General features: G+C 56.0%; 14 protein-coding genes. 8 read left to right on the top strand and 6 right to left on the bottom strand.

Features of this window, described 5'->3' with window-relative positions; genetic code table 11:
• Positions 1 to 4: 4 nt before the first annotated feature.
• Positions 5 to 1,183 carry a cystathionine beta-lyase gene (metC, locus tag FIU93_RS21430; RefSeq protein ID WP_152506699.1) on the bottom strand — a complete coding sequence of 393 codons (1,179 nt, stop codon included), beginning with the start codon at positions 1,181 to 1,183 and terminating at the stop codon, positions 5 to 7.
• Positions 1,184 to 1,652: 469 nt separating this feature from the next.
• Between metC and FIU93_RS21425 the strand changes: the two genes are divergently transcribed.
• The 5 genes from FIU93_RS21425 to FIU93_RS21405 all read left to right on the top strand — a co-directional run bounded on the left by FIU93_RS21425 (position 1,653) and on the right by FIU93_RS21405 (position 6,872).
• Positions 1,653 to 2,672, top strand: coding sequence for an amino acid ABC transporter substrate-binding protein (locus tag FIU93_RS21425; protein ID WP_031268586.1), 1,020 nt, complete (start codon positions 1,653 to 1,655; stop codon positions 2,670 to 2,672).
• A gap of 228 nt (positions 2,673 to 2,900) precedes the next feature.
• Positions 2,901 to 4,115: an amino acid ABC transporter permease gene (locus FIU93_RS21420; protein WP_081713351.1), complete on the top strand. Its 1,215-nt coding sequence runs from the start codon at positions 2,901 to 2,903 to the stop codon at positions 4,113 to 4,115.
• Between the two features lie 10 nt (positions 4,116 to 4,125).
• Positions 4,126 to 5,277 (top strand): amino acid ABC transporter permease, encoded by a 1,152-nt coding sequence (locus FIU93_RS21415; RefSeq protein WP_031268584.1) that lies wholly within the window; start codon positions 4,126 to 4,128, stop codon positions 5,275 to 5,277.
• Between the two features lie 69 nt (positions 5,278 to 5,346).
• Positions 5,347 to 6,150, top strand: a complete 804-nt coding sequence (locus FIU93_RS21410) for an amino acid ABC transporter ATP-binding protein (protein ID WP_022998815.1) — start codon at positions 5,347 to 5,349, stop codon at positions 6,148 to 6,150.
• A 20-nt stretch (positions 6,151 to 6,170) separates the two neighbouring features.
• Positions 6,171 to 6,872 (top strand): TIGR02117 family protein, encoded by a 702-nt coding sequence (locus FIU93_RS21405; protein ID WP_353621959.1) that lies wholly within the window; start codon positions 6,171 to 6,173, stop codon positions 6,870 to 6,872.
• Here FIU93_RS21405 and FIU93_RS21400 read toward each other — a convergent pair.
• Positions 6,855 to 7,487 (bottom strand): TetR/AcrR family transcriptional regulator, encoded by a 633-nt coding sequence (locus FIU93_RS21400; RefSeq protein WP_152506697.1) that lies wholly within the window; start codon positions 7,485 to 7,487, stop codon positions 6,855 to 6,857. The two genes, FIU93_RS21405 and FIU93_RS21400, sit on opposite strands and share 18 nt — an antisense overlap.
• A gap of 73 nt (positions 7,488 to 7,560) precedes the next feature.
• Here FIU93_RS21400 and FIU93_RS21395 point away from each other — a divergent pair, with 73 nt between their 5' ends.
• Both FIU93_RS21395 and FIU93_RS21390 read left to right on the top strand, forming a co-directional pair.
• Entirely contained in the window at positions 7,561 to 8,370 is an 810-nt protein-coding gene (locus FIU93_RS21395; protein WP_152506696.1) for an HD domain-containing protein, read from the top strand.
• Between the two features lie 267 nt (positions 8,371 to 8,637).
• Positions 8,638 to 9,978: a globin-coupled sensor protein gene (locus FIU93_RS21390; protein WP_152506695.1), complete on the top strand. Its 1,341-nt coding sequence runs from the start codon at positions 8,638 to 8,640 to the stop codon at positions 9,976 to 9,978.
• 20 nt (positions 9,979 to 9,998) lie between these two features.
• Here the strand turns inward: FIU93_RS21390 and sseA are convergent, their stop codons facing one another.
• From sseA to FIU93_RS21370, 4 genes are all read right to left on the bottom strand, one after another.
• The gene (gene sseA / locus FIU93_RS21385) at positions 9,999 to 10,844 is read right to left on the bottom strand and encodes a 3-mercaptopyruvate sulfurtransferase (protein ID WP_152506694.1); all 846 of its coding nucleotides are present in this window, start codon (positions 10,842 to 10,844) and stop codon (positions 9,999 to 10,001) included.
• Positions 10,845 to 10,853: 9 nt separating this feature from the next.
• Positions 10,854 to 11,327, bottom strand: coding sequence for a GFA family protein (locus FIU93_RS21380; RefSeq protein WP_077292957.1), 474 nt, complete (start codon positions 11,325 to 11,327; stop codon positions 10,854 to 10,856).
• 21 nt (positions 11,328 to 11,348) lie between these two features.
• A complete protein-coding gene (locus tag FIU93_RS21375; RefSeq protein WP_055656492.1) occupies positions 11,349 to 12,065 on the bottom strand; it encodes an alanyl-tRNA editing protein in 717 nt (238 codons plus the stop codon).
• Between the two features lie 145 nt (positions 12,066 to 12,210).
• Positions 12,211 to 12,636 (bottom strand): hypothetical protein, encoded by a 426-nt coding sequence (locus FIU93_RS21370; protein WP_152506693.1) that lies wholly within the window; start codon positions 12,634 to 12,636, stop codon positions 12,211 to 12,213.
• Between the two features lie 92 nt (positions 12,637 to 12,728).
• Here FIU93_RS21370 and FIU93_RS21365 point away from each other — a divergent pair, with 92 nt between their 5' ends.
• On the top strand, positions 12,729 to 13,790 hold the full coding sequence (locus FIU93_RS21365) for an AraC family transcriptional regulator (RefSeq protein WP_152506692.1): 1,062 nt from the start codon (positions 12,729 to 12,731) through the stop codon (positions 13,788 to 13,790).
• The last annotated feature ends 41 nt before the right edge of the window (positions 13,791 to 13,831 follow it).

The raw sequence follows: 13,831 nt of genomic DNA, 5'->3' as shown, positions 1-13,831 counted from the left end.
TCTGTCAGCCGAATGCCTTCGCCAGTGCCTGATCCAGATCGGCAATCAGATCTTCCGGGTCTTCCAGGCCGATGTGGAGGCGAACCGACTGGCGATCCAGGTTTACCGGGGTTGCCGTGCGGCCGCCCTTGAGGCGAACCGGAATGGCAAGGCTTTCAAAACCACCCCACGAATAGCCGAGACCATAAAGCGTGAGCGCATCCAGGAAGGCGTAGGCCTGTTCCTGTGTCGTGCTTTCACTGAAGTCAAAGGCGCACAGGCCCGAGGCTCCCGAAAAATCTCGTTTCCAGAGAGCATGACCAGGATCCGATTCAAGGCCTGGATAGCGGATGCGATCGATGTTGGGCTGGTCCTTCAGCCAGCCAAGAACGGCTAGTGTGTTGCGCTGGTGCCGTTCAAGGCGCACGGACAGAGTTCTGAGGCCTCGCAGGCCGAGGTAGATGTCATCCGGCGCGACGTGGCACCCCATGGCACCGCAGAACGCATCCAGTTTTTCCCAGGCGCGTTCGCTGGCAGCGACCGTACCGAGCATAGCGTCGGAGTGTCCGACAAGATATTTGGTGCCCGCCTGGATCGACAGATCGACCCCCATGGACAGTGGCTGGCAGTAAATCGGGCTCGCCCAGGTATTGTCCATCAGAACGGTCGCGCCGATGGCACGGGCCTCGGCGGCAATCGCCGGAACATCCTGCATCTCGAAGGTGAGGGAGCCGGGTGCTTCGGTGAACACGGCTGTCGTGTTTTCCTGGAACAGTGACTTGATATCGGCGCCGATCTTCGGATCGTAGAAGGTCACGGAAACCCCGATGCCTGGCAGAACAGTGTCGGCGAAATGGCGGGTCGGTCCGTAAGCCGTATCGACAATCAGGATGTGGTCACCGGATTTCACGCAGGACAGGATGGCCAATGCAATGGCATTCAAACCCGAATTCGCGATCTTGACCCCGGCTGCCCCTTCGATCTCCTTCATGGCCCCTTCAAGGGAGTCCGTGGTCGGGTTGCCCCTGCGGGCGTAGGAATAGGTCTGGGCACCCGTCACCATGGTTTTGGTGTCGGGGTAGAGAACAGTCGAAGCATGCACGACAGGCGGATTGACGAAACCGTGAAATGCAAGCGGGTCGCGCCCTGCATGCGCCAGTTTGGTATCCTGCCTCAACGGCGGCTTGGAATTGGTGGAAGACATGAAGGCTCTTGGGTGTGTGTTTTGCGAGAGGCGGCGCGACATGAGCTGCCGTGCGCCGAGCGCTCACTTTAGTCATTCGCGTCATGGTCGCAACCGCCATTTCACGTGTTGTGCGCGGGTCTTTGTGTGGAGAATTTTTCGATTAGCGTTAACCTTCGCAAGGTCTCCGCTAAATGCATTGAACCCTTTTTAGGCATTGAATGAATTCGATTTAGACATGTTCGCTGTTTGTGCATCCAACCTGATGGCAAATGGCGGATAGCTCGAGAAATTTGACGAGATATCTGCAGCAAGTACTTGACCCGAACAGCTAAATGCCATCGTATGGAACCGTTGGGTGGGACGAAAGATATCTGGAGGAAGCAGCCGTCAAGGCTGGCATCCGTCCGGTTACAAGAGACGGAGAAGATGTCTTTCGAACAAACCCGGCATAATAAAAGTATGGGTAACAAATAAAGGCTGCATATCCATGTCCAATAAATTCCTTCCGCTCGTAATCGGCGCTGCTATGGGAGTCGCCGCGACGACGGCTGCTGGTGCAACGACGCTGGAAGACGTCAAGGCAAAGGGCTTCATTCAGTGTGGCGTGAGCCAGGGTCTGCCGGGTTTCTCGAACCCGGATGCTCAGGGGAACTGGACCGGTATCGACGTTGACTACTGCCGCGCTATGGCTGCAGCAGTGTTCGGCGATGCGTCCGCTGTGAAATACACTCCGCTGTCCGCAAAAGAGCGTTTCACCGCGCTTCAGTCCGGCGAAGTTGATGTTCTGTCCCGTAACACCACCTGGACCATGTCCCGCGACACCCAGCTGGGTCTGAACTTTGCTGGTGTGAACTACTATGACGGTCAGGGCTTCATGGTTCGCAAGGACCTGGGCGTGACTTCCGCACTGGAACTGTCCGGCGCTTCGGTCTGCACCAACACCGGTACGACCACTGAGCTTAACGTTGCCGACTACTTCCGCGCCAACAACATGCCGTACGAAATCGTCGCCTTCGAAAAGGCCGACGAAGTTGTGGCTGCATACGACGCCGGCCGTTGCGACGTTTACACCACTGACGCATCCGGCCTGTACGCACAGCGCCTGAAGCTGACCAACCCGGGCGACCACATGGTCCTGCCGGAAATCATCTCCAAGGAGCCTCTGGGTCCGGTTGTCCGTCAGGGCGACGATGAGTGGTTCAACATTGCAAAGTGGACGCTGAACGCGATGCTCAACGCAGAAGAGCTCGGCGTGACCTCTGAAAACGTTGACGAGATGAAGTCTTCCGACAACCCGTCCATCAAGCGTCTTCTGGGCGTTGAGGGCGCATTTGGTGAAGCTATCGGCCTGCCGAACGACTGGGCTTATGCGATCATCAAAAACGTCGGTAACTACGAAGAGTCCTTCAACGCCAACGTTGGTCCGGACACTCCGCTCGGCATCTCCCGTGGCGTAAACGCTCTGTGGAACGACGGCGGCTTCATGTACGCACCGCCGGTCCGCTAATCCTCTTCTTTGATTGAGGATTGAAGGGGTTCCGGCGGTTGTTCTGCCGGAACCCTCAATAAATTCCACGCAATAAAAACCGGACAACATACCCGGCAACCGCGTGGGGGAACAGACTGCTTCCGTCGATAGGGGAGTGCCGACGAAGTTCGGCCAGGGAAGCAGGTCAGACACGATTGAGGAGAGGCTGCGTGCCGGGCTCTTTCGTGAAAACTTGGGCGAGGTTCTATGTCAGTAATGGAGCAGGACTCGGCGGGGGCGCCGGCGCGTGCTTCGCTGTTGAACGATCCCAAAGCGCGCGGCATCTTTTACCAGCTGCTGCTGGTCGTCGCGCTGGTGACTTTGGGATATGTCATCGTTTCGAACACGATAGCCAACTTGGAGAGGCAGAACATCGCCTCCGGTTGGAGCTTTCTAGAAAATACAGCCGGGTTTGGAACCAACCAGTCACTGGTTTCCTACTCTGAGACATCAAGTTACGGAAGAGCGATCTATGTCGGCTTCCTGAACACTCTGCTTGTGGCGGGCGTAGGTATCTTCTTCGCCACGATCTTTGGGTTCATCATCGGTATCGCCCGCTTGTCGAACAACTGGGTCATCAGCCGTCTGGCGTATTGCTACGTCGAGCTGGTCCGTAATATCCCGCTGCTGCTGCAGATCTTTTTCTGGTACTTCGCGGTGCTGCGATCGATCCCCGGCAAGCGTGAAAAATGGTCGTTGTTCGACACATTCCACCTGAATATTGGCGGTCTTCGGCTTCCCAAACCCATCATGGGGACCGGATCGGAATGGATCGGCTATGCGTTCCTGATCGGGATAGCAGCAGCGTTCCTCGTGGCACGTTGGGCGCGCAAGCGTCAGGAGGCCACAGGGCAACCGTTCCCGTCATTCCTGACGGGGGTCGGATTTATTATTGGGCTGCCTTTGCTGACGTACTTTGCAACCGGCATGCCGATCACTCTTGAACATCCGAACTTCGTCGAAACCGGGCCAATCCTGCGTCAGGGGTTCGAGCTCAATGTCGGGCTCAATATTATTCCTGAGTTCCTGGCTCTTACCGCAGCCCTGGCAATCTATACCGCATCGTTCATCGCAGAGATCGTACGTGCCGGTATTCAGGCGGTGAGCCATGGTCAGACCGAAGCAGCGCATGCACTAGGTTTGAGGAACGGACCGACGTTGAGACTGGTGGTCATTCCCCAGGCGATGCGCGTGATCATTCCGCCGCTGACGAGTCAGTACCTGAACCTTACCAAGAATTCTTCACTGGCAGTTGCCATTGCCTATCCGGACCTCGTCTCGATGGGTGGAACGGTGCTCAACCAGACCGGCCAGGCGATTGAAATCATCGGTATCTGGATGGTTGTCTATCTGTCGCTCAGCCTCATCACATCGGCCTTCATGAACTGGTACAACCAGCGCATGGCGCTCGTGGAACGGTAAGGAGCGCAAAATGGCTAACACTGATATGTTCCAAATCAGAACCGAGGAGGCGCCGCGACTGCCGGCGCCGATCTCGACCACCGGCGTCATCGGCTGGATGCGTCAGAACCTGTTTTCGTCCATCGGCAACACCGTTCTGACTGTAATCGGCATTCTGATCGCCTACTCACTTATCGCGCCTTTGATCCAGTTCGCATTTATCGATGCTGTCTGGAGTGGCGACAATCGCGAAGCATGTCTGCCGCAGGACGGCGGCCATAGCGGTGCCTGCTGGGCTTACGTGGAAGCATACTTCCCGCAGTTCATCTATGGCCGGTATCCGACCGAGGAAATCTGGCGGGTGAACATCGTCTATTTCCTGTTCGCGGTGTTGCTTGTACCGCTTGCAATCCCCAGCGCACCGTTCAAGAAAATCAACGCAATCCTGTTTCTGGTCGTCTTCCCGATCATCGCATACTTCCTGCTGACCGGCCTGGTCATCGGAGATGCGGTAATCCTGCCGATCGTTGAAACAGCGGTTTGGGGCGGTTTGCTTGTCACGCTTGTCATCGCGGTCACGGGTATTGTGGCCTCGCTACCGCTAGGTATCGCGCTGGCGCTTGGACGTCGATCAAGAATGCCGATCATCAAGCTTGTCTCGGTTATCTTCATCGAGTTCTGGCGCGGTGTTCCGCTGATCACAGTTCTGTTCATGTCGTCGGTGATGCTGCCGTTGTTCCTGCCGGAAGGCGTGACCTTCGACAAGCTGCTGCGCGTTCTGATCGGCGTGACCCTGTTCTCTGCCGCCTATATGGCAGAAGTGGTCCGTGGTGGCCTGCAGGCCATTCCGAAGGGACAATATGAAGGTGCCATGGCGCTCGGGCTCCGGTTCTGGCCGATGATGTATCTCATCATTTTGCCGCAGGCTCTGAAGCTCGTGATCCCCGGGATCGTCAACACCTTCATCGGATTGTTCAAGGATACGACTCTGGTTCTGATCGTCGGCATGTTCGACCTTCTCGGCCAGATCCAGTCGTCCTTCACGGATCCGACATGGTCGACGCCCAGCACCGGTCACACGGGTTACCTGTTCGCTGCAGTGGTGTTCTGGACCTTCTGCTTCGGCATGTCGCGCTACTCCATCTTCATGGAGAAGAAGCTTCATACAGGACACAAACGCTAGCAAACCGCTTCCGGGGCGCGCGATGAACCGCGGCGCCCCGGCCACAGGACACTCTTGGAGTTAAAAACTATGTCTGAAAACGCTGTACGCGACGAGGAACTCGCAGCCGATCGTTCCAGAATGACCATCTCCGATACGGACGTGGCTATTGAAATCAAGAACATGAACAAGTGGTACGGGGATTTCCACGTTCTGCGCGACATCAACCTGAAGGTCATGCGCGGCGAACGTATCGTTATCTGCGGACCGTCAGGTTCCGGCAAATCCACGATGATCCGTTGTATCAACCGTCTGGAAGAACATCAGGCGGGACAGATCCTTGTTGATGGCATCGAGTTGACGGACGATCTGAAAAAGATCGACGAAATCCGCCGCGAAGTCGGCATGTGCTTCCAGCACTTCAACCTGTTCCCGCATCTGACGATCCTGGAAAACTGCACTCTGGCTCCGATCTGGGTTCGCAAGATGCCCAAGAAGGAAGCCGAAGACATCGCGATGCACTATCTCGAGCGCGTCAAGATCCCGGAGCAGGCCAACAAATATCCGGGGCAGCTGTCCGGTGGTCAGCAGCAGCGCGTTGCTATTGCACGGTCTTTGTGCATGAACCCGAAAATCATGCTGTTCGATGAGCCGACCTCGGCGCTCGATCCGGAAATGATCAAGGAAGTTCTGGATGTGATGGTCGGACTTGCCGAAGAAGGCATGACCATGCTGTGCGTCACTCACGAAATGGGCTTTGCCCGCAAGGTTGCAAACCGCGTTATCTTCATGGATGCGGGGCAGATCGTGGAGCAGAACGAGCCGGAAGAGTTCTTCACCAATCCGCAGCATGAACGTACCAAGCTTTTCTTGAGCCAGATCCTGCACCACTGATCGGCTAAAGACTGCGGATGATGAAACTGCTGCGCAGGTTCCTGATTGGAATTTGCCTTGTTGTCTTCACTGCTGTTGTAGCACTGGGCCTCGGAGCACTCGTTCCGAGGCCTTTGTTCGATTCCAGGCCGGTTATGGAAGCTGCGCAAAGTTCAGCAGATAAACGGCGTATTCTGATACTCAACAATCCCATCCATACTGATATCGCCCTCCCGGCCGATCCGGACGTGCTGGAGGCGTTCGGATTCGTATCGGATGGCGGGCTGGAGCTGGATTATCCGGGTGTTTTCTGGATTGCTTTCGGCTGGGGTGGGCGGTCCTTCTATATCGAAACGCCAACGTGGGGCGATTTGAAACCGGGTCCGGTAATAGACGCGTTGACCTGGGATGCCTCGGTCATGCATGTCCGTCGCACCGGCGATATTCCGCTTGAGCAGGATAGTGTCCGCGTAATTGAACTGAGCCAGCTGGAATTTGATGAGCTGGTCAATGATATCAGGACCAGCTTCCTGTCAGATGGCACAACGCCTCCGACGGCAATTCCCGGCGTGGCGTACGACGCACACGACATTTTCTTTCCGGCAGTTGGCGGCTTCAACGCGATGATGGGCTGCAACACCTGGACGGCCGACATGTTGAGGCGGGCAGGGGTGAAGACCGGCATGTGGACGCCGCTGCCCCTGACGCTTGACTGGTCGCTGGATCTACATAACGGGCGCTGAAGCAGGGTCCGGTACAAGCCGGTCAACAGCAGCCTCTGCCAGTTCCACCAGGATATCGCGAGATTCCCCAGCGCGGGCGCGAACCGAAAGACCGTGCAGCATCAAAGACAAATGCTGGGCGGCGAACTGGACGCTTGCTTCCGGAACCGAGTCTTTCATCTCCGCGTAAATCAGACCGGCGAACCCTCGATCCATTCGCTCAACGACATGCGCCAGCATTGATCTGAAGTCAGGATCGTCAGCAGCTTCAGTCGTCAGTGTGGAGATGGCCAGGCAACCATAGGCCGCATCACCAAATGTCGACCTGCCGCAATAAAGATCGATAGCAGCGGTCAAGATGGCCTTGAGCCTGGGTTTCAGCCCTGTTTCTGTCTGTCCTGCCGCCTTCAGGTGGGCCTGCATCTGGTCCGCGAACCGTGAAATCACCTTCAGATACATGTCTTTCTTACTGCCGAATGCGGCGTAGAGGCTGGGTCTGTTCAGGCCGGTTGCTTCTGCTATCTGGTCGAGACTGGTAGCGGCATAGCCATGCTGCCAGAACACCAGCATGATGCGGTCGAGCGTGATGTCTTCATCGAATTTGCGCGGACGGCCGCGTTTGCTTTCGGCTTTCATTTTTTACCAATTCGCACATAAATATCGACATGTCTATTTTTATGCGATACGGTACATAAAAATGGAGCAATCAATGGAGACGTTTTGGGAGATGCCGGAAAACACTGCAGACATGGGGACGGTGGCTTGGGGACGAAGGTCTGGTCATTTCAGCAATGGGCGACTGACAAGAACTGAAAAGCTGAAGGTGCTTACAAATCTTGGCCGTATGGGGATGCTGGAAGCGCTGGATGCTTTCAGAGGAAAACTGGGCCTGATCAACACCTTCGGTGCAGACCTTGAAGGACTGCAGCCACCGGAGACCGCATTGGTCCGGGATGCGTTGGACTTTGCCGACGAAGTCCAGAATTTGGACCTGATGCGGCACAGTTGGCGCACCTATTACTTTGGCCTGTTGTTAGGTGGCTATCGTAAGCTCACTGTAGACAAGGAAATCCTCTTCTGTGCAGCCATATTGCATGACGTAGGCCTCGCGTCAGGCCGGGCCAGTGAGCCGCGGGATTGCTGTTTCGTGGTCCATGGTGCGGAACGCTGCCAGCACCACCTTGTCGGCCAGGGACATGACCGGGCAAAGGTACATCGGATTGCCGATGCCATCGGACTGCACCTTAACGGGTATGTGTCTGCCAGAAGATATGGTGCAGAAGCACATCTTATTTCGCGTGGAGCAATGTGTGACGTGTTCGGAATGGGGCAGCGCAGGATCGCGCAGAACGTTCGCAAGGACATCTTCGCTCGATACCCGAAAGGGAAACTGAACGATGCTCTGGAGATCTGGCCAGGCCATCATCTTGCCGACACACGTGCCGACTTTCTGATCAGTCTGGAGCCTTCACGCAAGAAACCGGATGGGTTGAAGGCAAGACCCCAGCCGGGAGAGTGAGCCTTGTTTTGGACAACCGGAATACGACCAAAGTATCGCTACCTTCGTTTTCAGGTTGTGTTCGCCACTCCCATCGGAAAGAATCGGGTATCGCGTTTTTATTGCCTAAAAAACGGCCAAAAACCGGGGGGGTTGGTAATTATTCCTATTTCGTTTTCGTTGTGGCTCAACGCGCCATTGTCACTATGTCGTACGTAAAAATACAATTTATGGTTTATTTAGAATTGTCGGGTCACGTAGGGTCAGTTTTTATCAAGGTGACCTGCCATGAGCGATCAGGAATACGACTTCCAATCCCGTTTGAAATTCGCCCAAATTGATCATTCCACAATCGAAAATCTCAGAAAACTCTGGCCGGTAATCGAGCCCGTGTTGGACGATGTGCTGGCGGGTTTTTACGTTCACATCAACACCCAGCCAAATCTGGCTGCACTCGTCGGCTCGCATCAACCCCGACTTGTTTCAGCTCAAAAGGGCCATTGGAAGAAGCTGTTCACGTCGGGCTTCGACCAGAGCTACCAGCAGAGCATCAACCAGATCGGTCATGTGCATTGCCGCATCGGGCTGGAACCGCGTTGGTACATTGCCGGGTATCTTTATGTCCTGCGCCATCTGCATGCCCATCTGACCCGTAAATACAGACGGTCTTTTCAAAACCTTGCCGTCTTGTTGAACGATGTCACGGCGGCCGTCTTTCTTGACATGGACCTTGCCATATCAACCTACGAAGAAGAACTTCTTCTGGAGCGCGCAGCGCAGACGGAACGGTTGAACAAGGCTATCGAAAAGTTCCAGAGCAGCGTCAAGCAACCGCTGGCCGACGTTGAGGCCGGTGCTCGCAGCGTTGCGGGTGAAGCCGAGCATTTGACGAGCGTATCGCAGACCGCGAGAAGCCAGGTCGAGAACGCCGGTCATGTCTCAAAAGATTCCAGTGTCAGCGTCCAGACCGTAGCCTCTGCAACGGAAGAGCTCTCCAGTTCCATCCAGGAAATTTCGAAGCAGATCTCCGGTGCATCCCGTATTGCCAGCCAGGCGGCAGGCGGCACAGAACAATCGAGCCTTCAGGTGGCCAGCCTGGCAGGTGCAGCCCAGAAAATTGGGGATGTGATCGGTCTCATTCAGGCGATTGCCGAACAAACCAATTTGCTGGCTCTGAACGCAACGATCGAGGCTGCCCGTGCCGGCGATGCCGGCAAAGGCTTTGCGGTGGTCGCAAGCGAAGTGAAAACCCTCGCAGAACAGACTGCGAAGGCCACCGAGGAAATCAGCCAGCAAGTCACCGAAATCCAGAGTTCGACGGACAATGCCGTTGCCTCCATCCAGTCGATTTCCGAAGTGGTCAAGCAACTAGACGAAATGACGTCGTCGATTGCAGCGGCGATTGAAGAGCAGGGTGCTGCAACGCAGGAAATTTCCCACAGTATCCAGACGGTCGCTTCGGGAACGCAGACCCTCGATGAGAACATTGGCGGTGTCGAAAAGGCAATCACCGCAACCGATCAGGCGGCCGACAGTCTGTTGGCTGCATCCAGCAGAATGTCTTCAAGCACCAGTTCGATCTCGGATGAGATCCGGGATTTCTTTGAAACCTTGAAGACAGGCACCTGATCAAGGCGCTATTTGATCTCTCAAGCTGGGCCGGTGACGACGTCCGTGTCGTCCCGGCTTCCCCATTCCGCCCAGGACCCGTCGTAAAGCGCAAGATCCCGAGCACCGAGCACGGTAAGGCCAAGCGTCAGGATCGCCGCTGTGACACCGGAGCCGCAAGAGGTCGTGACGGGTTTGTCGAGATCCACTCCAGCATCCTGAAAAGCCTTTGCCAGGTCTTCCTTCTGCAAGAATGTGCCGTCTTCCGCGATGAGTTGGGTGAAGGGTAGGTTGAGCGCGGTCGGCATGTGACCCGACTTCAGTCCGGCACGCGGCTCTGGCGCTTCTCCGGCAAATCGTTCGGCAGACCTTGCATCCAGTATTTGCCGTGAACCATTTGCGATGGTGGAGCGGATCTGGTCGAGGTCGGCAACGGCACCATGGTTCAAACGGGACGAGAAGTGGCTTTGAACTCTGCGGGGCGTATCGTCGTCAAAGGCACGGCCTTCTGCCCGCCACTTCGGAAAACCACCATCCAGAACATAAACTCGTTCCGCGCCCATGCTGTGCAGCGTCCACCAGACGCGTGGCGCGGAATAGAAACCGAAATCATCGTAGACCACCAGTGTCTGACCGTCGCCTATCCCCATCTTCCGCATGGTTGACGAAAACACATGCGGAGCTGGCAGCATGTGAGGCAGATCGCTGGTCTTGTCACAGACCTCGTTGACGTCGAAGAAGACGGCGCCTGGAATGTGGGCGTTCGGATAGACAGGCGGAGCATCTGGATGCGTGACCGGCGGCATCCAGGCATTGATGACAATCAGATCAGGCGAGGAGAGATGATCGTCCAGCCATTGAGTCGATACGAGGGGATGGTCGGTCATTACGGCTCCTTAGGTCTCCAGCAAGCCTTTGGACTTGTGCCAGTCCTCGATTGAGAGGTCCGGATAGTTCTGGAAGTGAACGTGTCCGGGACCGCTCGGCACCTCTATCCAGTCAGGCTTGAACGCCAGCATGATATGGACAATCTCTGGCGGTGTTGGCAAGGGGCTATCGACCGCTCCTGCATGTGGATGCACCAGTTCAGGCCAACGCGGATCCCATAGCCACAGGTGAGATCCGCAAGCCTTGCAGAAATGACGTTCCGCAGGACTGGTCTTTCCATCGATGACAGCGTTGTAGACCGACTTCGTCTCCGCACCCGATACCTCAAGGCTGCCGGCGTCTCCCATCAGATTGACTGCATAACCGCCGCTGCCACCTGTCTTGCGGCAGATGGAACAGTAACAGCGCATGTAGGGGTATGGGGTTCTGCTTTCCACTTCGAAGGAAACAGCTCCACACCGGCAGCCACCTGACAGTTTCATTTCAACTTCCCCGTTTGCTTGTCAGTCGGTCAGGCGGATCCGGACGCGCCTGTTCTGCTTGCCCTTCTTTTCGATCTTGCCGAGTTCAAGCAGGCCGATTTCAGAGGTTCTCGTTACATGGGTACCACCGCAAGGCTGCAAGTCCACATCGTCGCCGATCCTGACCAGTCTTACCCTGCCAGACCCGCGGGGCGGCTTGACTGACATGGTCTTGACCAGACCCGGGTTGGCATCGAGTTCTTCGTCTGTGATCCATTGGGTGGTTACTTCGTGATCACCAGAAGCCAGCGCATTGAGCTTCTCCAGAAGCGCTTCCCGGTCGATTGTGTCTTCACCCATATCGAAATCAAGCCGTCCTTCGGGATCCCCGATTTGACCACCTGTAACGGGAAAGGGCAGGGCCACGGACAATAGATGCAAGGCAGTATGCATGCGCATCAACCGGTACCGTCTTGCCCAGTCCAGATGGGCGGTCACTTTTGCGCCGGCAGCAGGCAGGTTTTGTCCTTCTGAAGGGACATGGACGATGGTTTTCTTGTCGTCATCATAGACCGTGGTGGCAATGTCGATCTTCGTGCCGTCTTCCAGCTCCAATGTGCCGCTGTCGCCCGGTTGACCGCCACCGGTCGCGTAAAAAACCGATCTATCAAGCACGATGCCGCCACGCTCGTTGATGTCGGTCACTTCGGCTTCACATGTTCTGAGGTAGGCATCGTCGCGAAACAAAGGCGTGGTCATCCGGAACTCCCTGAAACGAATAGCGTCGAATTGACCAACGAACAGCATGCGGTGCAAGGCCCTATTTGCAGGAAACCGGGGTCATGAAAAACAAACGCCCGCAATCCGGCCGGACCGCGGGCGATAACAATGATGTGGACCAAGTTCAGTCGGCGAAATTCAGATCGACAAAACCTTCTGACCAGTTCTGTGCATTTGCCTTGCCTTTTGCATTTGTGAAGATCGGCTTGGCCGGGTTTTCGCGCGTCACCGTGAAACAGAGTTTGCTCCAGCCATCGCCGCTCCAGTCTTCGCAATATTGACCAGTCCCGTTAATTTCGACGGCTTCCCACGGAATGTTCCGGATCTTGTCGCCCTTGACCACGACAACGGCGAAGCCGTCGGCGTGGTTGTTCTGCTTGTACTCCGTCACGCCGTCGGGAAAGAAACCATGGATGGAGTTTCCCGACATCATGTCGTTGATCTCGTCTGCCGTCAGGTTGGCCGGATCAGCCAGTGCGTAAAAGCTGCCCGTCAGTGTTGCCAGCGACGTCAGTGCAAGAAGTCGTAGCTGAGATTTCAAGTTGCGCATGTTCCCCTCGATTTCGATGCTTGCATTTGCGCTAAACCCTTGGTTTCGTTCCAGGTCACACTTCATCCTGCAGCACGGTCGAAAGAAGACCTGTGAATATCGACGCCAAAATTTCCATTGAGCCGCAACAAGGTGCGGAGAACGTGCGTGTCAACGAGCCGCTCGGAGAAGCCTATTCGGCGTATTGGAACTGGTGGTTGAGGCATTTTGCAAAGCAGGCTGAGGCACGGTTTCCCGCAATTTATGGGAATTCCGTTTTGCAGGGCACTGAGGCGAAGGATCCGCTGTCCCGTATCGGAATGCTCTACGCTTCACGAGGATGCGGAGCGGTTTTCAATCTGGCGCGTGCTCTAGGTCGCCCTGCCGGTTTCGATGTGATCAGTCATCTCCTGACGAGTGCGCAGAGCATGCCTGACCTGGTGAACAGATGGTCGGGTGTCCTGGCACTGCAGGCGTCCTTTCGGTTTCACGAGAGCGGTCAAGGAAAGGATTTTATTTCTTCCGTCCAGCGCAATTCACTGGTCTTGTCACCCTACAAGGTACGTCCCGCGAACCAGAAACCATTCGGACCGGCAATGCTGGCCGGTGTCGTGACCGGAACGCTTGAAAGCGCAGGGATACATATTCAGGACATCTGGGCGGTTAGCCGCGGCAGTGCTTCCCGGCCGATTTATCGGTTTGGCAATTTCGTCGACGGCAACTTGGACTTCGACAGCGATATCCTGATTATTCCTGCAGAAGAAACTTCCGGGTTCAAATCCGAAATCGGAATGATGTCTTCTGCTTCAAGCCTGTCTTTTCGCCACCTGCTGAATAGGCCGCAGGGGCCGGGTACGAACCGACTTCTTGCGCGGGTCGTCGGCGTTCTCGAACTTTCAGTGGGGGAGCATCCTGGCTTGTCGTCAACAGCGTCGGGACTTGGTTTATCGCCGAGAAGTCTGTCCCGGCGGCTATCGGAGGCGGGGTTGGGCTACGCCAGGCTCGCTCGTTTCGTCCGTCTGCGAAAGGCGACGCGTATGATGGCGTCGGGCGACTGCTGTCTCGATGAGATTGCCTACCAGGCGTCCTATTCGGACCGCCACCATATGAGCCGGGACTTTCGCAAGATGGCCCAAGTTACCCCCGCCGGCCTGCGAGAGCTGCTGGCACGCTAGACTGGTTTTGGACGCTCAGTCACCACGGGTCACCGGCAGCC

This window comes from Labrenzia sp. THAF35 (genome assembly GCF_009363595.1).
GTDB lineage: Bacteria > Pseudomonadota > Alphaproteobacteria > Rhizobiales > Stappiaceae > Roseibium > Roseibium algicola.
This window is presented reverse-complemented; position numbering and strand designations above follow the sequence as displayed.

What these genes read in the sequence shown, in the direction of transcription:
- FIU93_RS21410 (WP_022998815.1), top strand. Translation starts at nt 5,347, where the DNA reads ATGTCTGAAAACGCTGTACGCGACGAGGAACTCGCAGCCGATCGTTCC.
- FIU93_RS21415 (WP_031268584.1), top strand. Translation starts at nt 4,126, where the DNA reads ATGGCTAACACTGATATGTTCCAAATCAGAACCGAGGAGGCGCCGCGA.
- FIU93_RS21400 (WP_152506697.1), bottom strand. Translation starts at nt 7,487, where the DNA reads ATGAAAGCCGAAAGCAAACGCGGCCGTCCGCGCAAATTCGATGAAGAC.
- metC (WP_152506699.1), bottom strand. Translation starts at nt 1,183, where the DNA reads ATGTCTTCCACCAATTCCAAGCCGCCGTTGAGGCAGGATACCAAACTG.
- FIU93_RS21390 (WP_152506695.1), top strand. Translation starts at nt 8,638, where the DNA reads ATGAGCGATCAGGAATACGACTTCCAATCCCGTTTGAAATTCGCCCAA.
- FIU93_RS21395 (WP_152506696.1), top strand. Translation starts at nt 7,561, where the DNA reads ATGGAGACGTTTTGGGAGATGCCGGAAAACACTGCAGACATGGGGACG.
- FIU93_RS21425 (WP_031268586.1), top strand. Translation starts at nt 1,653, where the DNA reads ATGTCCAATAAATTCCTTCCGCTCGTAATCGGCGCTGCTATGGGAGTC.
- FIU93_RS21370 (WP_152506693.1), bottom strand. Translation starts at nt 12,636, where the DNA reads ATGCGCAACTTGAAATCTCAGCTACGACTTCTTGCACTGACGTCGCTG.
- sseA (WP_152506694.1), bottom strand. Translation starts at nt 10,844, where the DNA reads ATGACCGACCATCCCCTCGTATCGACTCAATGGCTGGACGATCATCTC.
- FIU93_RS21380 (WP_077292957.1), bottom strand. Translation starts at nt 11,327, where the DNA reads ATGAAACTGTCAGGTGGCTGCCGGTGTGGAGCTGTTTCCTTCGAAGTG.
- FIU93_RS21420 (WP_081713351.1), top strand. Translation starts at nt 2,901, where the DNA reads ATGTCAGTAATGGAGCAGGACTCGGCGGGGGCGCCGGCGCGTGCTTCG.
- FIU93_RS21405 (WP_353621959.1), top strand. Translation starts at nt 6,171, where the DNA reads ATGAAACTGCTGCGCAGGTTCCTGATTGGAATTTGCCTTGTTGTCTTC.
- FIU93_RS21375 (WP_055656492.1), bottom strand. Translation starts at nt 12,065, where the DNA reads ATGACCACGCCTTTGTTTCGCGACGATGCCTACCTCAGAACATGTGAA.